A 23,029-nucleotide genomic window follows, 5' to 3' on the forward strand; every position below is an offset into this window, starting at 1 on the left:
GTGTTAGAAGAGCAACTAGAACAACAGGTTAAGTCCGATGCATTGGCGGACGCTCCTGAACACGTGAAACTGGCAGTGGATTTAATTTTTCTTCTCGAAAACAATAAAGTCGATATTGACGTTGCCCTGCTCGCAATTGAACTTGTAAAGTCAGATCTGCAACAAAAAGTCATTCAGAAATAAAATAAACGGACATAGCTGATAATTATTATCATATATGTCCATTTATCATGTTTTAAAATTACCAATAGGATCCACTTTTCTAACTCTGTGAATTAATAACCTTAAAATTCAATTGATGGATTTTTTTTGTTTAATCTCAGAAAATAGCAGCAGTTATGCAACTTTTACGTATTTAATTACCAATAAATATAAAATGTGAATTGAACTACTGATTAAGTAATATACAATGAGTAAAATTTTGATTGTATAGAGGTTTTTTTGAAACTTACGCCACCATAAGATCCCCCTACCTTTTGCTCGTCTTAGAGCTCTGATTATCGCGTCAAACGCGAGACTTGTTTGCATCTTTCATTAAATTTTTATTCCTCATTTTAGAGGATAATTTCAATTAGGTTATTTTTCATGCTTGAACATATTAAAAGAGACTGGCTCTCTAATATTCGCGGTGATGTGCTTGCGGGAATAGTAGTGGCGCTTGCCCTTATTCCTGAAGCTATCGCTTTCTCAATTATTGCAGGGGTCGATCCTAAGGTTGGATTGTATGCATCTTTTTGTATCGCTGTCGTAATTGCCTTCGTCGGCGGAAGACCGGGTATGATCTCGGCAGCCACAGGTGCAATGGCGCTTCTTATGGTTACACTAGTCAAAGAACATGGCCTTGAGTATTTACTCGCGGCAACGTTATTGACCGGTATATTGCAAATAGCGGCGGGATTTTTGCGCCTTGGTGAGTTGATGCGCTTTGTTTCTCGCTCAGTTGTGACAGGGTTTGTTAACGCACTCGCTATTTTGATCTTTATGGCCCAGTTACCCGAACTGACCAATGTTACATGGCATGTTTACGCCATGACGACCGCAGGCTTAATGATTATTTATCTTTTTCCCTACTTACCTGTAATCGGTAAAGCGATTCCTTCTCCTCTAGTGTGTATTGTTACATTAACGATAGTATCCGTGATCATGGGATTAGATATCCGAACGGTGAGTGATATGGGGAAACTGCCTGATACTCTGCCTATTTTTTTATGGCCTGATGTACCTCTTAACTTTGAAACACTAGCGATTATCTTCCCTTATTCTGCTGGCCTTGCCGTTGTCGGTTTACTTGAGTCAATGATGACAGCGACAATCGTTGACGACTTAACAGACACCACGAGTGATAGAAATAAAGAGTGTAAAGGTCAAGGCATAGCTAATATTGGCGCAGGACTGTTTGGTGGCATGGCCGGTTGTGCCATGATTGGTCAATCAATTATTAACGTTAAATCTGGGGGCCGAGGCCGATTATCAACCTTTGTTGCCGGCGCTTTTCTATTGGTAATGGTCGTCTTTTTGGATGAATGGTTACGCCTTATTCCTATGGCAGCTTTGGTTGCGGTAATGATTATGGTTTCGATAGGGACTTTTTCCTGGACGTCAATTACCGATCTGAAGAAACATCCACTGTCATCAAATATTGTTATGATAACCACCGTTGTTGTGGTCGTTATGACCCATAATCTTGCGATAGGTGTCTTTATTGGCGTATTGCTTGCGACACTATTCTTCGCTAATAAAATTGGACGTTTCATGGTGGTTAAGTCAAATTTTGACGAAGACCAACGAATTCGCACCTATGAAGTTAAAGGCCAAGTCTTCTTTGCCTCCGCGGAGCAATTTATCGATTACTTCGACTTTAAAGAAGTCGTTAGTACTGTCATTATTGATTTAACCCATGCACATTTTTGGGATATTACCTCAGTATCTTCATTGGATAAGGTCGTCATCAAATTTCGAAGAGAAGGGGCGACTGTCAATATTATAGGCATGAATGAAGCAACAGAGACCGTTGTCGACAAATTTGGTGTGCATAATGATCCAAATGAAGTTGATAAGTTACTAGGTGGACACTAAGGAAATTATAATGGAAAAAATAATTACATGTATTGATGGTTCAGCTATAACAACATCGGTTGTAAATGCTGGAACATGGGCAGCAAAAAAGTTAGATAAAACCCTAACTTTTTTGCATACACTGGAAAAAAAGCAACAACATGGAGCCGATGACTACAGTGGCGCGATTGGCCTTGGTGCACAGTCCAAGTTATTAAAGGAAATGACTGAGCTCGATGAACAAAAAAGCAGACTTGCTGTTAAATTGGGCGATGAACTTCTAAATTCAGCGGCAACGGCAGCGCGCTCAAGTGGTGTTGTAAACATTGAGAAAGCGCAACGACACGGAGATATTGTCGATGCAATTATGAGTCTTGAAGACCAAACACGTCTCATTGTCATTGGACGCAAAGGAGCCGAACATGAAGGCGATTTTAAAGCGTTAGGCTCACATCTTGAAACCCTATTACGTAAAGCCAGTGACCCCGTCTTTGTTGTGCCTGAACAGTTTGTGGAACCTAAGTCATTTATGATCGCCTATGATGGACGAGAAACAGCTGATAGAGCGCTACAAAAAGTAATCGACGGCGGGTTATTGCACGGAATAGACTGCCACCTCGTTTCGATAAAAAACAATGAACCACTGCTAATAGATAAGTTTAACTCGGCGGCCGAAAGACTCAAGGACAAAGGCTTAAACGTAACGACGGCGGTATTAGAAGGTAATATCAATGAAACGCTGTTGCGCTATCAAGTTGAAAATGCAATTGACCTCGTAGTGATGGGGGCATTTGGCCACTCAAAGCTACGCCAATTTTTTGTTGGTAGTAATACTATTAAAATGCTTGAACGTATCGCAGTGCCTTTAATTGTTTTACGTTAAGCTTACTAGCTAGAGTTTGAGTAATTAAATGTGTCTTAAACAAGGCACATTTATTGTTACTTAAGAGTTAAGGTGAGCAATGGAAACCGCGTGCTAGTTGAGTTAGTAGCAGTTGAGTTAGTAGCAGTTGAGTTAGTAGCAGTTGAGTTAGTAACAGTTGATTGGGGGGTAATTTAGGCAATGAGCCCAGATACATTTTCCAGAATTACTGCACCCTCAATATTAGCCACTTAGATTGATGTACTGCTAATTTTCAACATAAGTTTTCAGTAAAATAGATATTATTAATGCTCAGTTAACCCGCGCCAAAAACGATAAAAGCCACATAATAAATACGTAAAACTTACATAGAAACGTACTATTTATGTGGCTTCTGCCCTCAAGACTTATAACCAATAACTCTTATTTCTGCTTAACACTCGGTAGTGGGTAGAGTTCTCGTCGCTCTTTGTTCACTGCGATCCCATCTTTAAGCTGTTTTTTAGACGCAATTGCGGTGGCTTTAATAACACCAAGCGCCGACTTAATCACCTTTACTGTCGTTTTATTTAAATTGGATTGTTCGAGACGTCTTACATGTGACAACAATAACTCTGGACGAAGATAGGCAATTGTCTCTAAGGCAGAACGCTTTTGAAGTTTAGAATCATTTTTAATCAATGCCTCCACTGCTCCTTTTTGCTCTAAATACACTAACGTTTCAAGAGCAACTGCACTTACCGCCGAATGATCTTTATTAGCCACCTCAATAAAGCGTTTTGGAACACTTTTCAAAACACCTTGAGCAGCAAGTTCAGCAAACCCCTGAACCGCCCAGAAACGGATAACTGGCGACTTGTCATCAATCAGTTTGGTAAGCTCAGGTACATTATTTAACGAAACTGTCGAGACGAGTTCGACAAGATCATAAAGCTTATTGTAATTGAAATCAGCAGCCAACCATTGCTCAAATTGTTTGTCTTTCTTGAATTCCACAGGTACAAAGCCTAAGTCTTTTGTTTCTCTTATAAAACGACTCACTTGCGCAGTCAGTTCGCTATGAACCGCTATTTGTTCCGCAGTTAGATTTCTTAACGGCGTTTGTTCCAAAGGGTCGGTTTTAGTGTCGTAGAGATACTCACCGCGTTTGAAACTATAATATTTTCTTCTAAACACTTGACCCGATTTAGTCTTTGCAAACTCATCCAGTGCAATGTTTGACGGCATGCCCCATTGGAAATCATTTCTAAGCATTATAGGCTTGCGCTTCAAATAGGTTTGCACAAAATGATAGCGACCATCACTCACCCCACGCCAGGGATCAAAATGGTCTTCTTGATTGGTTCTAAAGCTATGATTGTATTGCCTTGTATGGTTTTCAAGTTCGCCCAAAAACGCCTGACCACGCATTTCTTTAGGTGTTGGTATGCCAGCTAAACTTAATACCGTAGGTCCAAAGTCGACAAAACTGACTTGCTTGTTTTGTAACGTCTCAACATTAGTCGGTACGAGATGCTTAAATTTAGTTGGCACGTGGATCACCAAAGGTACTTGCAGTGAGTGTCTAAATGACAAAAATCCTTTGCCCATCGGTGAACTTCCGCCGTGGTCAGAATAAACAAATATAATCGTATCTTCATACAGACCTTTTGCTTTTAAATCATCAATAAAAAACTTAACCCAACTATCAACATCCACAACACCTTCTAAGTGAAATTGATGATCAGATTTTACCTCTGGTAAATCAGGTAAGTAGTCAGGTTTAGCATCACTTGATACACCTGCCGATTGACTAAAATCTCGACGTTGTGCCGAGGTATAAGACGTCAAACGACTCATATGTGTCATATGGCCGTTAAAAACAGAGAAAAAGGGTTGGTCTGATTTTCGTTTTGGGCTGTTATATGTCGCTTTTTTGTCGAACTCAGACCAAATTTGTGCCAACTCTGTTTTAGAAAGCTTAACGTTATAGTCACGTTTTTTGTTATTACTCGTGAAGTAACCCGCATCTTTTAATAAGCTTGGGAAATACATTCGGCTCGGACTTGCATCAACCGCGGCACGATGATGGTCGGCACCATAACTGGTGGCATAATTTCCCGAAATTAACGTCGACCTTGCTGGCGAACAATACGGTGCATTTGATGTGGCTTGTTGGAAAACCAGACTACTCGCTGCCAAGGCATCAATATTTGGCTGTTTTGCATCTTTATTACCATAAAGACTTAACTCATAGGCACTTGTATCTTCAAAGGTCAGCCATAAGATATTTGGTCGCTGTTCGGCAAAACCAGTTTTAACAAAAAGGAGTAAGCTTAAGGATGAATATAATGAAGCAATTTTCAAAACATGTTTAAAATTTTTCATGGATTAGTTATATACCAGTTGGGGGAGCGTAATTGTTTATGCTTAGTTTTAAAACAATCCACAAATCAAAAACCATAATAAAACTTAATGGTGAAAATTTTTATTGCGTGCAGCGTAATGATGCCACTCCCTTTAGTAACCGGTAAAAAGACAAAAATGCTATTGTATTAAAATCAATTTGACCTACATTTTTCGAGTTAAATCAGAGAAAAATCTTAATATCTAGGCAACAAAATTGAAGATAGCTGAAAAACTCGCTAAGGTTTCTAATCTAAATAATTTACTAAACATGAGTTATACTGCAGGCTCATACGGTTACGAAGTGAGGACGACCTCACCTCTCAAATTTCATTAGGGGACGGCCCCATAACTATTTGAGAGGTATTTATGAGTTGGATAATTTTATTCATTGCGGGCTTATTTGAGATTAGCTGGGCCATTGGATTAAAATATACGGACGGTTTTACAAAACTTTGGCCGACGGTTGGCACTATGTTTTCGCTTATCGCCAGCTTCTTATTATTAGGTATCGCATTGAAAACACTTCCAGTAGGCACAGCCTACGCGATATGGGTAGGTATTGGCGCTGTCGGCACTGCTGTATTTGGCATATTGCTATTTGATGAGTCGACTGACGTACTAAAGCTAGTGAGCTTAGGGTTAATATGCGCCGGAATTGTCGGTCTTAAGCTCGCCCACAATTAACTGGATTAAATAACTTACATTAAAAAGATAAACAGTCCTCGCTTTTAGAGCGGGAGTTAACCAAATTCCTCCGATTTTGGATTTACTGTCTTTCATTTATAAAACTCGCTTTGATGCCAATCCTCATTATTAACCAGTTGGGTTATGAGGGTTGGTATTTAAACTCATTATTTTTGAAGTCGTTAACGCTGCGGCGTTTGCACAACTCAAATGGGCTTAATGTTCATCTAACCACTTGAGCTTTTCCAACGGGTATCCTAAAAACCATTTTGTTCTTTCTAAAACAATTCTCGTTTTTATTCGTTTAATTGAAAGAGAACTATTTTCCGATAATACATTGCACGTATCATTGAGCGCCTTAAGGTTTGGAAAGCAACTTAGTGAGATAAAATCAACATCTCCACTTAATTGCATGCAGTCCATAATTTCTGGTATTTGTTCAAGTTCGGAAGTAAACCTTCGGATTTGTGGCGCGCTATTATCGTCTAAAGTAAATTCTATATAGGCCAATATATGTTCACAAATTTGGTCTAAGTCGACGTCAGCATGAAAAGTTCTGAAGTACCCCGCTTCTTTTAGAGATTTAACTCTTTGAAAACAAGCGCTAGGAGACAAATTAACGATTTCAGCTAATTCAACATTAGTTAAATCAGCTTGCAAATGCAAGGTCGCCAAAATCTTTTTATTATACGTATCTATTTTAATAGATTTTTTCATAAGTTTGCTTATTCCATATGGTAAGGACGAGATGGTATCAGCTTAAATGGCAATTTTTTGTAGCTGTAGCGTAATAGGCGCTAAATAATGTACAGAATTAGTAGGCAATACAAAATATTATTTTGTGAATAAGGCGTTTAATACTAATTAGATAAAAAATAACCACAAGTAATCAGCCTTAAGTTGGAAATGAACATGAATAATAACTATCGCCTTTCACTACTTGCCGCTTCTGTTAGTTTTTCAATATCAACCACCGCATTAGCTCAGGGACAAGAAACCTCTGTTGAGCAAGATATTGAGAAGATTACAGTAACAGCTCGTGGACGCGTTGAAACCATTCAAAGCGTACCGGATTCAATCACCGCAATTTCAGGCAACACAATTGAAAATGCTAATATTAAAAACTTTAGTGATATTGCAAATTTGACGCCTAACTTAGGTCAACTAGACAACTTTAGACCTGGCTTGTCTCGAATAACGATTCGCGGGCTAGTGACTCCTCAAGTTGGCGATCCTCCGATTGCTTATGTAGTCGACGGTATAACGGCCTCTGATATTGAATTTATTAACCAAGAAATGGTGGATATTGAACGCATTGAAGTCATGCGTGGTGCTCAAGGCGCTTTATATGGACGTGGAGCTGTCGGTGGGGCGATTTTGATCACCACAAAAGATGGCTATGACGAATTGGAAGGCAATGTTAAAGCCTCAATTGGTAATGCGGGTTCATATCATTTAGGGACGACAATTTCTGGTGGCTTAACTGAAGATACTGATGGTTATTTTAGGGTTGGTGCATATACAAAGGGCACGGATGGACAGATTAAAAATACTTTCCTAAATAAAGAAAGCGACTTTCTAGAAGAGACAGGGGTATTTGGTAAAGTACAATTTGAAGGATTGTATGGCAGTGAAATAAGCCTTCAAGGACGCTACACCACAACCGAAGCTGGATTTGCCTATTATCAAAATGTCTCGGAGCACAACAAAGAAGATTTTGATATTGAGACTTCACAAAACGTTAACAATATTGACGAACGTGATGTGACTGAATTTAGCGCCAAATTAAATAAAGAGTTCGAACTCGGTACCTTCGAAATTATCGCAGCTTACAATTCATCTGATGATGAACACTTTTACGATGGTGACTATTCAGCAGATCCTACCTATATTGACGAACCTGATTGGTTCCGAGCGCCATTTGCAACCGGAGGCCATTTTAAGGTTGAATCAACGACCTTAGAATCTCGTTTTACATCAAACAATGATAAACAACTTCGCTGGTCTGTCGCTGCTTTTTATCAAGATCGAGAACGCGACAATACCGTCAATTTTTATGATGACTTTGAGGGCGATGTATCTCTGTTTGCTGCTGATTTTCCAGCCGACCAAATTTACTTAACAATTGCCGATATTAATTCAAGCAAAGCATACGGTATCGCGGGTCAAATTAACTACGACATTACCGACAAACTGGAGCTCACTGGTGCTCTGCGTTTTGACCAAGACGACCGTCAATCGTACGATCCGAACTACCAAGCAGATACTTTTGCAGAAAAAAGTTTTGCGCAATGGCAACCTAAAATAACAATTGGTTATCAACTACAAAAAGACGTACTCATTTATACTGGTTACTCAAAAGGTTTTAGAAGTGGCGGCTTTAATGAGCCTGCCGAAGGGATTAGCCGAACATTTGATAAAGAAGTTTCCGACAGCTACGAGGCGGGGTTCAAATCTACTATATTTGACGGATTGACAATTAACGGCGCGGCATTTTTCATCGCACAGTCAGATGCTCAAATTACTCAGTTTAATGTTGATACCTTCACCTTAGAAAACTTGGGTATCGACACCGTAGAAACGTCTGGATTTGAGTTTGAACTTGGATATAAAGTTAGCCAGAACTTAAATTTACGAGCCAGTTTAGGTAAGGTTAATTCGGAAATTGTTGAATTTTCAGACCGTCCTGAATTAGAGGGATACTCTCAGGTTTATGTGGCTGATTATAACTTTTCTTTTTCAGCTGACTATGAAACCGAGCTGAATGCCAATTGGCAGCTTTTTGCTCACGGCAACTTTTATGGTGAAGGCCCTAAGTCGTTCGATATCGAGATGCCGGATGTAACGTCATCTTCGGATCAGTTTGTTAATGCTTCAATTGGTATTCGTTCAGATTCATGGACAATAAAATTAGCAGCAAAGAACTTAACTGATGAACGTACTATTGAAGATATCTTTTTGTTTGGCGATGGTGTGACTGATTTAGCGCGTCAACCGAACAAACCTAGAAGTATCGTAATGGAAGCCAGCTATAGCTTTTAACTAAGAACTTTAACGAAAACTTAAGTCCTCTTATGAGGACTTTATATTAATAAGTTGGCCAAATGGCAAAACACGATGACGTAATTCAAAATTATACAACGACGCCGGTTCCACTAAATAAAACAGTTGGAGGTGTCGGCATTGGTATGATTAACGGTAATTTGGCATTTGCAGTTCCCGGTTTAATAACAGGGTTAGAGATAGGCACCTCATTAGGATTTAAAGACAGTCTTATGGCCTTCATTCTTGGTGGCTTAATCTTATCAATATTAGGTTATGTCACCGGGTTAGTTGGCCGCTATAACCGATTAACCTCTTATATGACAATGAAGTTTGTATTTGGCATAAAGGGAGCCAATTTAATTTCTTTTGCTTTTGTTCTATCTTTACTTGGGTGGTATGGCGTAAACATTGACCTCTTTAGTGAAGTAAGTTTAGCCCTGTTACAACAAGAGTTTGATCTTTCCCCGCCCGTTTGGTTGTTAGAGATTTGCTTAGGTATCATCATTACCATTACCACAATTTGGGGTTTTACTTTACTCGAAAAAGTCTCCAATTTATTTGTGCCTATCCTAGCTTTAATTTTAGTGTTTATGTTGTATCAAACCTTAACTTGGCAAGGACCAACAAGTACTTCAACTTTCATTCCCTATGAACTTAGTTTTGGCGAAGCCGTTTCAGCGGTCGTGGGAAGTTTTATTGTCAGTGTTGTTTTGATGCCAGACTTTACACGGTTTGCCAAAACAAACAAAGACACGGCGATTTCTTCTTTTCTTCCTTTTCTTGGACTAAGCAGCTTTGTATATATTGTTTCAGCGATGTCAGGGATCTTATTAATGGAATCTGACGTACTCAATGTCATGCTCACTTTAGGTTTAGGACTTTTTGCATTTACGTTGCTCATTATCTCTAGCTGGGTCACCAATGTTGTTAATTTATACAGTATTGGCCTAGGATTAAGTTCTGTGTTTACCAAAATTGCCGAACGTAAACTGGTTGTTATTGCCGGTCTATTTGGAACCGCAGCGTCAACTCTAAATCTACTAGATTCATTCACAGACTTTTTGTTCAGTTTAGCCATCATATTTACCCCAGTCGCCGCTATCTATGTGGTTGACTTTTTTATCATAAATCAAAAACGTATTTATAAGATTGAAAAGCTTTCCGACATAAAAGACTTCAACGTTTCGGCAATTACGGCTTGGATGTTTGGCGTAGTCGCGACCTATTTATCAAACCAAAGTGGGATAAGTTTTTCCGGTGTTGAAGCAATTGACGCCTTTGTTATTTCGGCAGGTGTTTACTGGTTCTTATGCCAATTTAATCATCAAACTAATTAATGTTTTTATAGTACGTGAATAGTAAAAATTTTCGTTTGTGCAATGTCGTATTTTCAAACATTTAATTTTTTCGCGCTATGTAGAATATTGTCAATTTAAGAATTTATAAGCTGAGTTATATGAAAACCCTTAACAGACAACAAATATCAGACATCCTCTATGGCTGTGCAATATTAGGCACTGGTGGTGGTGGTGAACTTGCTGAAGGTTTTGAGTTTATTGAAAAAGCACTTGCCGCTGGAAAAGAGTTCAAACTTGTCGACATTGATCAGTTAGACGATGACAAAATGCTTTGTACGCCTTATATGTTAGGCGCACTAGCGATTGAGCAAGATGATACATACCAAGGTTTACCCCAGTCGAAGCAACCACCGATTATGACTGCATTTAAACGATTGCAGGAATACACAGGTGCTCAGTTTCACGGCACTATTTGCTGCGAGTTAGGTGGCTCCAATACGGCAATATCATTTTATCTCGCTGCGATGATAGATGGCGTGATAGTGGACGCAGATCCTGCTGGAAGGGCCGTACCTGAAATCACACATTCAACTTATTACCTAAACAATTTACCAGCCGCACCAATTATTACAGCAAACGAATTTGGTGAATGTTTTATTTGCGAAAATGTAATAGATGATCAAAGGGCTGAAAGCATTGTCCGTGCGTTAGCTATGGTTAGTCGTAACGACATAGCCGCTATCGATCACGCCCTACCGGTTTCAATTATGAAACATGCTGTAATCAAGGGGACAATTTCAAAAGCTTTGGCTATTGGCGAAGCCTACCGATATGCCAAAGAGCAAAACATAGACATTGCGACACGCGTCGCTGAATTTGGTAAGGGAATAGTACGCTTTAGAGGGGTAGTAACTGACTTCGAATTTAGTACTATCGAAGGCTTTACAATTGGCTCATTTAACATCGCTGGCGAAGGTGAGTTTGCAGGTAGGCAATATCGGGTTAATGTTAAAAACGAAAACTTATCGGCAACACTTGATGGCAAAATTGATGTCACTATTCCAGACTTAATTTGCTGCCTAGACATGGACAAATTAGAACCCGTTACCAACCCTAACTTTGTCAATGGTATGAATGTAGCAATTGTTATTCTGCCGGCCCCAAAAGAATTCACAACAGAGAAAGGTCTTAATGTATTTGGCCCTAAATATCTGGGTCTTCAAACAGATTACAATCCCGCTATCTAGCGGTATATTTAAGCCATAATAGTTAAACCAACAACACAAACCTTGATTGCCCTCAAGTAAAAAACCAAATTATTTTAGGGTATTTCAACATTTGTAAACACATGAATGTCCAGATAAACACAATTAGATATTCACTTACCAAGTATTGTCGAAGAGCTCGTCCCCACCGGCTTCATTAAATATTCTTCTTAATGTCATCTATTTGTTGTTTCTCCGCTGTTATTTTTTCAGCGTCAGTAACATGATTTTCAATCACTTCTATTCGACATGACTTATATTTAGTTTTTGATTTAAACCAGCAGCGGTCGGCATCATTATCTAAACATTGTTGCAACGTGGCCACAGCTAATTTATTGCAAGGCACAAACTCATTAGATGTTGGTGAAGCGCTTGTAACCACGCTAAAAAATGTAGCCACTGTAATAATTAATACAACGTTAATATTTGACACTATAATCCTCGTGAACAACTGAAATCGCCCTTAAGGGCTTATTATCGCCGTCTAAAATTAGTGTATGTCGCAAAGCTCACAACTCGTTTTTTAGTAACCGACTTAACCGGCCGTCGGCAATATAAAAATAACTAGTAGTGCAGATAGTGAGTCGCTTTCACAGACAGTTTTTTATCCGGTTTTTCTTGCTTTAATTGAATACAATAATGGAACCTGCTGACCCTTATGCAACATTTGATACCCTAAATCTGGTACTAACTCTAAGCCATCAAAGCATTTATAAGGGCTAAAAGGGTATTCAGAAAAAGACTCTATTGTTAATCCCGCAACAATTAAAGCACTGATAACTTCACTAATGGAATGCGGCCAGGTCACAATGGTTGAGCGACTACCGTCGCAGTTTTCGGTATAAGTACCTTCTTCTTCGATATCAGGCGCATCATTAGGGAAATAAGAATAACCCGACAACAAGTCATTAAAAGCATGAAACTCAACTAGGTGAAACTCACCACCGGGTTTTAATGAACTATAAATTATTTGCGCCCAATCCGTTAAATTGGATAACCAGCACAGCACACCGTATGACGTAAATACGATATCAAATTGTTGGGAGTTTTCACGACCGAATTGAACAACGTCATTTTCTATAAAATTGGCTGTTAGGCCCAACGATTGCTTCAAAAAGTTTGCCTGCTCGATTGCATCAGCAGATAAATCTACACCAGTAACTTCCGCCCCCAAGCGCGCCCATGACAAGGTATCCTGACCAAAATGACATTGTAGATGAAGTAGCGATTTTCCTTGTACATTTCCAACTTGATTCAACTCAACTGGATTTAACGAGCATTTCCCATTTTTAAATGACGCAACATCATAAAACTCAGACTCAACATGAACCTTCGTTCTTCTGTCCCACGCTTGTTTATTTATACTCAAATAATCCAATTTCATCCGTATACCAATTTAGTCGTCAAACGGTGTTTTTGCGCAGTACTCGTTTAAGCCCTCTCTGCATTAAACGGCTATTAATTTCAGAAACAAGAACTCTGGCAAATAGTAAGCCTAACAGCACCGAAACAACAAATTTCAAAATCGAAAGCTCCCAGAGGAAATAATTGGCACCTAAGAATAAAAAGATAAAACTGACTCGCACACTAAACGCAATAAATGCAAAACTAGGTAATGAAGTGTTTGATTGAATTTCGTCTCGAGCCTTTTCAAGCACGGTAAACTGTTTATCCCTACTTAAGTGGGAAATTTCGTCGAAACATTCAATATACTCTTTTATGTCCATTTACACTCATGCTGTATGACAGCTTAAACAGAGGAAACTTTCCTCTTTTAACAATGATTATATTAGTAGCAAATTATTTAATTCATTGCCACTTACTAACGTTAATAAACCGACCAGTGGGGTCAGAGTCGCTGATTTTATAACTTCCTCTGCACTTGGTTGGAGATCCCTAATATCGCTGTGACTCGACTCATATTACAAGCTAGGGGATGACGGTTTTTTCTGTTTATTAGGGATGACGGTTTTATTCAAAACAACGTACTATTACACTTAAAGTTCAGGCTACAGATTACTTCGTCTAAATCCCCCTTAGTTGAGATTTATATCTCGAAGTGAACGGCAGGGACGCCGTTGCAAGGAATGTGCATAGGGATGTGCGTACATTCCGTCTTCGACGATAATATAAATATCAATTAAGGATTAGGGATTTGGTCGAAAGCGGCCTTTTTGCCTACTTTTTGGGCTGTTGCAAAAAGTATGGTCGACGCAGTCGAAATAGCTGCCCGCAGGGCAAAGAAAGGCGCAGCCTGCAAGGTGAACTATGACATTCCTCTGCATTCGGTTGGAGATCCCTAATATCGCTGTGGCTCGACTCATAATACAAGCTAGGGGACGACGGTTTTTTCTGTTGATTTGGAATGACGGTTTTTATTCTGAAATTATGAGCCAAATGTAAGTGAATTATGAACTTCCTCTGCACTTGGTTGGAGATCCCTAATATCGCTGTGGCTCTTTTGGGATGACGGTTTTTGTTCAAAACAACGTACTATTACACTTAAAGTTCAGGCAACAGATTACTTCGTCTAAATCCCCCTTAGTTGAGATTTATATCTCGAAGTGAACGGCAGGGACGCCGTTGCAAGGAATGTGCATAGGGATGTGCGTACATTCCGTCTTCGACGATAATATAAATATCAATTAAGGATTAGGGATTTGGCCGAAAGCGGCTCTTTTGGTTACTTTTCTAGCTGTTGAGAAAAGTGACTCGCCTTTAGGCGAAATAGCCGCCCGCAGGGCAAAGAAAGGCGCAGCCTGCAAGGCGAATTATGAACTTCCTCTGTACTTGGTTGGAGATCCCAAATATCGCTTAGGCTCTTTTGGAATGACGTTTTTTGTTCTGAAATTATGAGTCAATTTAATGTGAATCATGAACTTCCTCTGCACTTGGTTGGAGATCCCTAATATCGCTGTGGCTCGACTCATTTTACAAGCTAGGGGATGACGGTTTTTTCTGTTTATTAGGAATGACGGTTTTATTCAAAACAACGTACTATTACACTTAAAGTTCAGGCTACAGATTACTTCGTCTAAATCCCCCTTAGTTGAGATTTATATCTCGAAGTGAACGGCAGGGACGCCGTTGCAAGGAATGTGCATAGGGATGTGCGTACATTCCGTCTTCGACGATAATATAAATATCAATTAAGGATTAGGGATTTGGCCGAAAGCGGCTCTTTTGGTTACTTTTCTAGCTGTTGAGAAAAGTGACTCGCCTTTAGGCGAAATAGCCGTCCGCAAGGCAAAGAAAGGCGCAGCCTGCAAGGCGAATTATGAACTTCCTCTGCAATCGGTTGGAGATCCCTAATATCGCTTAGGCTCTTTTGGAATGACGTTTTTTGTTCTGAAATTATGAGTCAATTTAGGGCGAAATATGACATTCCTCTGCACTCGGTTGGAGGTTCCAAATATCGCTTAGGCTCTTTTGGAATGACGGTTTTTGTTCTGAAATTATGAATCAATTTAATGTGAATTATGAACTTCCTCTGCACTTGGTTGGAGATCCCTAATATCGCTGTGACTCGACTCATATTACAAGCTAGGGATGACGGTTTTTTCTGTTTATTAGGGATGACGGTTTTATTCAAAACAACGTACTATTACACTTAAAGTTCTGGCTACAGATTACTTCGTCTAAATCCCCCTTAGTTGAGATTTATATCTCGAAGTGAACGGCAGGGACGCCGTTGCAAGGAATGTGCATAGGGATGTGCGTACATTCCGTCTTCGACGATAATATAAATATCAATTAAGGATTAGGGATTTGGCCGAAAGCGGCTCTTTTGGTTACTTTTTTAGCTGTTGAGAAAAGTGACTCGCCTTTAGGCGAAATAGCCGTCCGCAAGGCAAAGAAAGGCGCAGCCTGCAAGGCTAAATATGACATTCCTCTGCACTTGGTTGGAGATCCCAAATATCACTTAGGCTCGACTCATATTACAAGCTAGGGGATGACGGTTTTTTCTGTTGATTTGGAATGACGGTTTTTATTCTGAAATTATGAGCCAATTTAATGTGAATTATGGACTTCCTCAGCACTTGGTTGGAGGTTCCAAATATCGCTTAGGCTCTTTTGGAATGACGTTTTTTGTTCTGAAATTATGAGTCAATTTAGGGCGAATTATGGACTTCCTCTGCATTCGGTTGGAGATCCCTAATATCGCTGTGGCTCGACTCATATTACAAGCTAGGGGATGACGGTTTTTTCTGTGTTATTAGGAATGACGCCATTCTGTTTAATTGGAATGACGTTTTTCCTTAAAATACCGTGTTACCGCACTTAACTTACACTTGTATCGTCAAACATATGCTGCGAAAACAACGTCTGTACTTGATACCAAACCGGATAATCACTGCCATTGCCAACTGGTGCTGAGTCAAGCTGACAAACTGGCGCAATTTGTTTTGACGAGCTTGTTATCCAAATTTCATCCGCAGCTTCTACTTCTGAACGGGTAATAACGCCTTCAACCAATGAAATATCACTATATTGTTTAACAATATTAATGATCATTGCGCGGGTTATACCAGGAAGCTTTTGGTTATCAAGTAATGGTGTATAGATAACATTGTCTTTTACAATAAAGACATTACAAGCAGCCGCTTCGGTAAGCTCATTTGCATCGTTAAATAACAACGTTTCGTCAAATCCAGCGTCTTTACTATTTTGATAATGTAAAACGTTGCCTAATAAAGATGTCGATTTTATATGACGTTTTTGCCAACGCGCATCAACTTGCGTATTCACTTTATAAAAATGACGATTTTTATCATCTGCATCTGGCATTGGCGGAATTTCGAAAGCATACGCAAATACGGTTGGTACTAAGTCATCCGTAAATCCGTGCTGGCGAACAGGTGAAGTGCCTCGAGATATTTGAATATAGATCCCTAAGTTGCCAGCGCCATTTTGCATTGCCAAGTGTTCACAAATGCCATTAAACTCTTCAATAGTGAAATGGTGCTCCAAATCAATATGCGCTAATCCTTGGAACATGCGTTGTAAATGCAATTCCAGACCAACAAACTTACCACCGTAACTCGGGATAACTTCGTAAATGCCATCGCCAAACAAAAAGCCACGATCCATCGGGGATATTTTTGCTTCGCTTGGCGCCATATATTCACCATTTAAAAATACGATATTCATATTGTTTCCTGAGCTTTATTTTCAATATTGCCACATAAGGCGCGAATGTCAGCTATCACCGACAACCCTTCTGTGTAACTTAAACTATCTTCGGTTAATGTATTTTGCTTTGTTACGCCGTCGACACTTCCACGGTCTGATAAGTATTGCAAGATTGCCTTTGGATTTACATTCGCCAAATAATCTTGGTGGCGAATTACTCCCAACATTCCTAATAAACCGTATGCAGCCCAATTAGAAACATCTGCCACTAACAATTCATCACATCGAGTGGTCGACGCATGAATGTCTAGCTTAGCCAGCTTCTTGGCAATATTCCCCATGCCAATTTCATTACCCCCATCGCCTATACCAATTGTAGGGCAAGAAGCATATAGAATAAAATCATCAAATCTGGCGCATCTTGATGAAATGTCGAGCCCAAACATATTGCGGTAGGTGCCATCCGCCGTACTACCAGGGCGTTCAATGGAGATGATCAAATCAGGTTCAATGTCAGCCAATGCAGATTGCGCTACAAACTTAGCGTTTATATCATCATCAACTCGTAATTTTAGACAGTCGAAGTCAGGTTCCAATGCGGAATATAGGGGGTCTCCGCAAACAATAATCGGCGACATGCCGCAGGATTTAAGCGCTTGATAAAGCACTATCGCCCCAACCGGCCCATCGGTTTCATAGGTGTCATCAATTGGAAAGCCAGTGCCAATTAACACTGTGCCATTTACTTTGTTCAGTAATTTAGCCGCCCGGTAATAATACCCTTCTGACAAACAACGCTGAGCAAACTGCATTCCCCTAACATCTAGGGCCACTAGCCTATCTTCAATCTCACAACTAATTTGTTTCGACGTTTTTTTCATAATCTAACTACCCGCAACATCGTTAGCTTTCACCACCGACGTATTTTCAAAATTGAATTTCGCCAAATGTAAGGCATTGTGCGCTTGCTCGATAGAAATCGACTCAAATGTTATTTTGGCGCCTTGCCTACATTGAGTGAGTCGGTCTAAGTCTAAAGATAAAACGGTTCCAATTTTAGGATACCCGCCTATGGTTTGCCTATCGTGCAATAAAATAATTGGTTGACCATCTGCCGGAATTTGCACGCTGCCTAGTGCTATGCCCTCAGAGTACATGGCGGTTTTATTAGCGGAAATCTTTGCCCCCGATAACCGATAGCCCATACGGTCCCATTGTTTACTAACTTCATAACTGGCGTTTAAAAATCGTTGAACTTGATGGTTTGTAAACCAGTCAAGTTGATAGCCTAAAACAATACGTAACTGAACCGCATCTAAATACTCAGGTTGTTTGGATTTTGCCAAAGAACAAACCCGTTTATTTTTATTACTCATTGTCGCTAAATTATCGCCTGCGGTGAGTGCTTTGCCATTTATGCCACCGATACCTTCTCGGACAACCGTTGCGCAACTGCCAAATTGAGGTTGCATTTGAAAACCACCAGCGACAGAAAAATAATTGCGAACACCAGTTGTAGCGTAACCAAATTCAATAACATCGTTAGGGACAATTTCAAATGTTTGCCAAAGTGGTAGCACTTTGCCATTTTTCTTCACAACATTATTCGCCCCGGTTATACAACCGGTTGTATGGCAGTGACTTTGCAAAATCAAACCACCAATTGAGACTTCAATTGCAGTTTCATTATTAACGTTTTCTAAAAGTCGATGACACCAATCAAATGCGTTTTTATCAGCCGGTCCACCCTCAGTTAATCCTAAATGGTGTTGACCAAAACGTCCTGCGTCTTGGATAAGGCTTAACATGCCCGGTTGTTTTACAACAAATCCGTTGGCGATAACTGCTGTCATAATTCGCCTCCTAGTTCCACAAACTGCACTTTATCTATGGCTTTAAACTTAACACTATCACCAACCGAAAAAGGCATATGGGGTACAGTTGAAGGGTTAAACATAGCAATTGGGCAACGTCCAATAATATTCCAACCACCTGGGGAAACCGCTGGATAAATGGCTGTTTGCCTATCGGCTATCGCTACAGCGCCTTTTGGTACTGTCATCCGTGGGGTTTCTAACCGAGGCATTGCAATACGGCTGTCGACTTCACCTAAGTATCCAAATCCAGGGGCAAAACCGATGGCAAAAACTCGATACAACTGTTCGCAGTGAATATCAATCACCTGTTCTTTCGACAAGTTATGATGAAGCGCAATACGTTCTAGGTCCAACGCGACTTCATCGCCATAATATACTGGCAACTCTACAACATTTGCGGCTTTATTTTGAGCCAAACCTGTTGGACTCGAGTTTGACGTATCGGCTAGTTGCGTCTCTAATTGTTCGAACACGTTGGATATTAATTTTTGGATGGCAAAATGATCTGTTTCAAATGGTGAATATTGGACAAGCACAGAGGTATAAGATGGGATCACCTCTAAGGTTAACGCACCACGATGTTGACCTAATTGCTGGCAAAAAAGGCTAATAATAGCGGCCAATTTAGTTGATAGTTCTTGCTCAAAATAAACTATCAACGCGCGTTCAGACGCGACTTCAACTCGAATTAAATTGTCAGACATTTTATTTAAGTGCCCTGCTTTTCTATGTTTGTAAAGTAAAGTTGGAACAATATAAACGACTTAGCTATTACATAGTTTATGAATGTCAGCGATTAAACTCACACCGGCTTCATTATCGCCATGTACACAAATTGTATCTGAATTGACAGCGAGTTGATGACCCGTTGCAGTGGTTACCTGAGCGTTCAATAATTGTCGCACTTGGACGAGAATTTCGTCCTTATCCAACACTGAACCTTTTTCACTTCTAGGTTGTAAAGTGCCTTCATCGGTATAACGACGGTCTGCAAAAGATTCAAATAATAAAGACACACCTTGTTGTGCGGCCGTGTCTGCATGCTTAGCGTTATCTTTGGTTGCTAACATCATGAGTTTTAACGAATGTCCCGACTGATTTAACAATTTTATGGCACAACATATTGCGTCTTGAATTGCGCTGTCCTTCATCATGTCGTTATATAACGCACCGTGAGGTTTGACATATTCTACTGTCAAACCGAGCGTCGAAGCCATCCCAATCAAAGCACTTACTTGATAAACAACCATGTTGGTAATTTCTTGCTTACTGCAATTTAGCGAGCGCCGACCAAACCCTTGCAGGTCTGGATACGAGGGATGCGCACCTATAACTGTATTGTATTTCTTTGCCAACAACAGGGTATTAAACATCACGTCTGGATCACCTGCATGGAAACCACAGGCAATATTAGCCATATCGATATGCGGCATGACAGCGTCGTCTAGTCCCATTTTCCATGAACCAAAGCTCTCACCTAAATCACAATTTAATTTTAATTTTGTTGTCATGTTTATTTATAAAACCGAAAGTTTGCTATTAGGAATATCCGTTATCAGCATGCAGCCCGGACTATGAGTGATACAAAAATCGAGTTTGGCTTCTCGTACAACATTTTGAGGTGTGACACCACATGCCCAAAACACCGGAACTTCATTCTTTTTAATCGTTACCGCATCACCATAATCAGGTGTTGCAATGTCCTTTATTCCAATCAAGCTTGGGTCACCAAAATGAACAGGCGCACCGTGAACACTCGGAAAACGGCTACAGATCTGAACAGACCGAATTGCATCAGCCGCTAACATAGGTCGCATACTAACAACCAATTGACCTCCTAAAGGCCCAACAGCACTATTGGCAATGTTAGTGTTGTACATTGGTACATTTACTTGCTCGGTAATGTTTCTAATTTCGATGCCATCAGCCAATAAAGCTTCTTCAAACGAAAATGAGCACCCTAACAAAAAGACGACTAAATCATCTCGCCATACCGACCTGATGTCAGGGACCTCATCGACAACGACGCCCTTCTCGAATATCTTAAACATAGGTAAATCTGTGCGAATATCGATTGGTTCTTCACCACCAACATCAACAAATGGAGAACCGACTTCAGACGACATAGCAATTATTGGACAGGGTTTTGGATTACGTTGGCAAAAACGCAGGAAAAAGTTAGCGTCTGATTCAGGCAATATCACCAAATTACATTGAACATAGCCATTCGCTAAACCAGAAGTATGTGTTTGCCATTCACCATCACGGATCATTTTCCGGATTTGTGCAGGATGAAGTTGGTCCATATTTATTGAGCTAGCCATCGTTTTATTACCTATTAACTTAATTTCCTAGTTACAAAGAACTAAAAAAACACGAAAAACAAACCTCTACACTATTCATTCGTCTTTTGGGAGGCTGTTGCGACAGTTCATATAACCGCTTAAGGCTATATTAAGACTAAGACAATAATTTGCCTACTGAAAATTAGTTATTTAAGGCTTAACAAAACATATTGTTAACTATATTCCGTAGATATATCGATACAGCCATTATTCAGATTTATTAGCAATATAACGTTTTGTTAATGCGCGTTTTCTAATTTGATCAATAAGTAACGCCCAAATCCCAGATGCATTGGTTTTCGGCTTCTTACCGTTACCTATACGACGCAGTTGACTTGTCACTAATGCCATATTTGCTAAACCGCTTAATGTTTTGTCGTGCCAACGAACAACTTTTATTTGTGCAACAAATTGAGAATCTAATTGCCATCTATCGACTAAGTTTGGAACAAAGGCGAATGCACTTGCAATTCCGACTAACTGCGGTCCTGAATTGACAACATGTCGAGCAACTGGCAACCGTTTAATCCCGCCCGTTGTCATAATTGGCAGGTCTGTCACTTTAGCAATTTTCGCTGCAAATTCCAAAAAATATGCCTCTCTTTGCAAGGTACGACCATCTGCAGTTTTACCCTGCATCGCAGGTGATTCGTAGCTACCACCGGAAAGTTCGACAAAGTCTAGGCCTAACATTGACAGCTTTTTAACAACCCACTCGGCGTCGTCAACATCAAAACCGCCACGTTGAAAGTCGGCTGAATTAAGTTTTACTGAGACGCTAAAGTGTGACGGCACTGCAGCTTTAACTTGTTCGATAATGACGAATAAAAGACGAGCTCGATTTTCAATTTCTCCGCCCCACTTATCATGCCGTTTGTTGGTGAGTGGAGACAAAAACTGGGCAATCAAGTATCCATGTGCGGCATGAATTTCAACTCCATCAAACCCAGCATCATATGCACGTTTTGAGGTCGTAACAAAGCGATTGATCACGTCGGTAATGTCTTCTTCGGTCATTGCTTTGGGTTGACCAAACAATTTACTGTGTTTGCCTTGATCTAACGCCACATCGGACGGTGACAATACTTTACCTTCCATGTTAGCGAATACTTGACGACCCGGATGGTTAATTTGCATGATTAGTCGGGCACCATTCAGTTTACCCTTGTGTGCCCATTCTACAAAAGGACGTAGGTCAGTATTATGTTCTAGGGCGATCCCGCCTGGGCCGGTCATCGCTAGACGGTCTACCATCACATTTCCGGTTAAAATCGTGCCTACGCCACCTTCACTCCATGTCTGATACAATTTGAATATTTCACTGTCTGGTAATTGCTGTCCATTTCCTAGCCCTTCCTCCATCGAGGCCTTAACGACTCGATTTTTTAACGTTAAACCGCTTGGTAACGTAAACGACGAAAATAGATCAACTCGGTTGGGCATAAATAGACTCTTTAAAGTGAATAATTGATTGATGAATTTTCTAAAGTTAAAGCTAACTTTAGATTCAACATATTGTTGGGTAAACTATGAAGATTGGGGAGCTATCCAAATTATCAAGTGTCGCAACGTCTGCTTTTCGTTATTACGACAAACTCGCTTTATTTAGTGGAAAGCAACTGACATAACGGCTCAACTCGACGCTTTCAAGGCGACATGATAGCGCAAATCAAGCGACAGAAAAACAACATGCTTAACGTCCAAAAATACATTATAAGTGCTACATAAACTAACGGTGAATGTTTAACTGTTGAGCAAGTGAGGTATATCAGTCAACAACGACTGCGAGTTTAATCAACTTCTCGTTTAGGATCTGTCAGATTTTTGAAAGCTCGACAAAAAGTGCATTAGCAATGTCATCGTCTTGTAAATATGCCAATGCAACGACAAATTCTTTTGGAGCTTGACTTGCTTCAAGTTGGCCAACAAGCTGTTTTATCGCAGTCTGCCTAAGCTCTGGTTGTAATGACAATATTCTCACCAGCGTTGCTTGAACCGTGGGATCTTCTTTTGCGACTTGGACTAACGTAATAAAAGTATCGTTCAGTCCTACATTTTTAGGAGTTTTCATAATTTA

20 protein-coding genes are annotated in these 23,029 nt (G+C 40.0%); 7 read left to right on the top strand and 13 right to left on the bottom strand.

Features of this window, described 5'->3' with window-relative positions; translation table 11 throughout:
• From Q4575_RS04945 to Q4575_RS04955, 3 genes are all read left to right on the top strand, one after another.
• Positions 1-183 carry a DUF2496 domain-containing protein gene (locus Q4575_RS04945; protein WP_303521526.1) on the top strand — a complete coding sequence of 61 codons (183 nt, stop codon included), beginning with the start codon at positions 1-3 and terminating at the stop codon, positions 181-183.
• A 402-nt stretch (positions 184-585) separates the two neighbouring features.
• Entirely contained in the window at positions 586-2,076 is a 1,491-nt protein-coding gene (locus Q4575_RS04950; RefSeq protein ID WP_215964287.1) for a SulP family inorganic anion transporter, read from the top strand.
• 10 nt (positions 2,077-2,086) lie between these two features.
• Positions 2,087-2,938 carry a universal stress protein gene (locus Q4575_RS04955; RefSeq protein ID WP_303521527.1) on the top strand — a complete coding sequence of 284 codons (852 nt, stop codon included), beginning with the start codon at positions 2,087-2,089 and terminating at the stop codon, positions 2,936-2,938.
• Between the two features lie 402 nt (positions 2,939-3,340).
• On the opposite strand, the gene Q4575_RS04960 is transcribed toward Q4575_RS04955, so the two are convergent.
• The gene (locus Q4575_RS04960) at positions 3,341-5,284 is read right to left on the bottom strand and encodes a sulfatase-like hydrolase/transferase (RefSeq protein WP_303521528.1); all 1,944 of its coding nucleotides are present in this window, start codon (positions 5,282-5,284) and stop codon (positions 3,341-3,343) included.
• Positions 5,285-5,671: 387 nt separating this feature from the next.
• Between Q4575_RS04960 and sugE the strand changes: the two genes are divergently transcribed.
• Positions 5,672-5,989: a quaternary ammonium compound efflux SMR transporter SugE gene (gene sugE, locus Q4575_RS04965; RefSeq protein ID WP_272182047.1), complete on the top strand. Its 318-nt coding sequence runs from the start codon at positions 5,672-5,674 to the stop codon at positions 5,987-5,989.
• Between the two features lie 216 nt (positions 5,990-6,205).
• Here the strand turns inward: sugE and Q4575_RS04970 are convergent, their stop codons facing one another.
• A complete protein-coding gene (locus tag Q4575_RS04970; RefSeq protein ID WP_215964283.1) occupies positions 6,206-6,706 on the bottom strand; it encodes an Lrp/AsnC family transcriptional regulator in 501 nt (166 codons plus the stop codon).
• A gap of 195 nt (positions 6,707-6,901) precedes the next feature.
• Between Q4575_RS04970 and Q4575_RS04975 the strand changes: the two genes are divergently transcribed.
• The 3 genes from Q4575_RS04975 to Q4575_RS04985 all read left to right on the top strand — a co-directional run bounded on the left by Q4575_RS04975 (position 6,902) and on the right by Q4575_RS04985 (position 11,579).
• Positions 6,902-9,031 carry a TonB-dependent receptor gene (locus Q4575_RS04975; protein WP_303521531.1) on the top strand — a complete coding sequence of 710 codons (2,130 nt, stop codon included), beginning with the start codon at positions 6,902-6,904 and terminating at the stop codon, positions 9,029-9,031.
• Positions 9,032-9,093: 62 nt separating this feature from the next.
• A complete protein-coding gene (locus Q4575_RS04980) occupies positions 9,094-10,371 on the top strand; it encodes a cytosine permease (RefSeq protein ID WP_303521532.1) in 1,278 nt (425 codons plus the stop codon).
• 119 nt (positions 10,372-10,490) lie between these two features.
• Complete coding sequence (locus tag Q4575_RS04985) at positions 10,491-11,579, top strand: DUF917 domain-containing protein (RefSeq protein ID WP_303521533.1); 1,089 nt, start codon at positions 10,491-10,493, stop codon at positions 11,577-11,579.
• A gap of 175 nt (positions 11,580-11,754) precedes the next feature.
• Here the strand turns inward: Q4575_RS04985 and Q4575_RS04990 are convergent, their stop codons facing one another.
• The 11 genes from Q4575_RS04990 to Q4575_RS05040 form a co-directional block, all read right to left on the bottom strand.
• The gene (locus tag Q4575_RS04990; protein WP_272182041.1) at positions 11,755-12,030 is read right to left on the bottom strand and encodes a hypothetical protein; all 276 of its coding nucleotides are present in this window, start codon (positions 12,028-12,030) and stop codon (positions 11,755-11,757) included.
• Between the two features lie 171 nt (positions 12,031-12,201).
• A complete protein-coding gene (locus Q4575_RS04995; RefSeq protein WP_303521647.1) occupies positions 12,202-12,975 on the bottom strand; it encodes a bifunctional 2-polyprenyl-6-hydroxyphenol methylase/3-demethylubiquinol 3-O-methyltransferase UbiG in 774 nt (257 codons plus the stop codon).
• Between the two features lie 25 nt (positions 12,976-13,000).
• A complete protein-coding gene (locus tag Q4575_RS05000; RefSeq protein WP_303521534.1) occupies positions 13,001-13,324 on the bottom strand; it encodes a hypothetical protein in 324 nt (107 codons plus the stop codon).
• Positions 13,325-15,878: 2,554 nt separating this feature from the next.
• A complete protein-coding gene (locus Q4575_RS05005) occupies positions 15,879-16,748 on the bottom strand; it encodes an aminotransferase class IV (protein WP_303521535.1) in 870 nt (289 codons plus the stop codon).
• Complete coding sequence (locus Q4575_RS05010; RefSeq protein ID WP_303521536.1) at positions 16,745-17,611, bottom strand: glutamate cyclase domain-containing protein; 867 nt, start codon at positions 17,609-17,611, stop codon at positions 16,745-16,747. Before Q4575_RS05010 ends, Q4575_RS05005 begins: the two co-directional genes overlap by 4 nt.
• 3 nt (positions 17,612-17,614) lie before the next feature.
• The gene (locus Q4575_RS05015) at positions 17,615-18,583 is read right to left on the bottom strand and encodes a biotin-dependent carboxyltransferase family protein (RefSeq protein ID WP_272182036.1); all 969 of its coding nucleotides are present in this window, start codon (positions 18,581-18,583) and stop codon (positions 17,615-17,617) included.
• Complete coding sequence (pxpB, locus tag Q4575_RS05020) at positions 18,580-19,311, bottom strand: 5-oxoprolinase subunit PxpB (protein WP_303521537.1); 732 nt, start codon at positions 19,309-19,311, stop codon at positions 18,580-18,582. Before pxpB ends, Q4575_RS05015 begins: the two co-directional genes overlap by 4 nt.
• Positions 19,312-19,371: 60 nt before the next feature.
• Positions 19,372-20,118 carry a 5-oxoprolinase subunit PxpA gene (locus Q4575_RS05025; protein WP_303521538.1) on the bottom strand — a complete coding sequence of 249 codons (747 nt, stop codon included), beginning with the start codon at positions 20,116-20,118 and terminating at the stop codon, positions 19,372-19,374.
• 6 nt (positions 20,119-20,124) lie between these two features.
• A complete protein-coding gene (locus tag Q4575_RS05030; protein WP_303521539.1) occupies positions 20,125-20,931 on the bottom strand; it encodes a putative hydro-lyase in 807 nt (268 codons plus the stop codon).
• Between the two features lie 228 nt (positions 20,932-21,159).
• Positions 21,160-22,395 carry an NADH:flavin oxidoreductase/NADH oxidase family protein gene (locus Q4575_RS05035; RefSeq protein WP_303521540.1) on the bottom strand — a complete coding sequence of 412 codons (1,236 nt, stop codon included), beginning with the start codon at positions 22,393-22,395 and terminating at the stop codon, positions 21,160-21,162.
• A 373-nt stretch (positions 22,396-22,768) separates the two neighbouring features.
• Positions 22,769-23,023: a hypothetical protein gene (locus Q4575_RS05040; protein WP_272182032.1), complete on the bottom strand. Its 255-nt coding sequence runs from the start codon at positions 23,021-23,023 to the stop codon at positions 22,769-22,771.
• Positions 23,024-23,029 lie beyond the last annotated feature (6 nt).

Origin of the sequence: Psychrosphaera sp. 1_MG-2023 (assembly GCF_030548245.1) — a bacterium.
Classification (GTDB): Bacteria; Pseudomonadota; Gammaproteobacteria; order Enterobacterales; family Alteromonadaceae; genus Psychrosphaera; species Psychrosphaera algicola.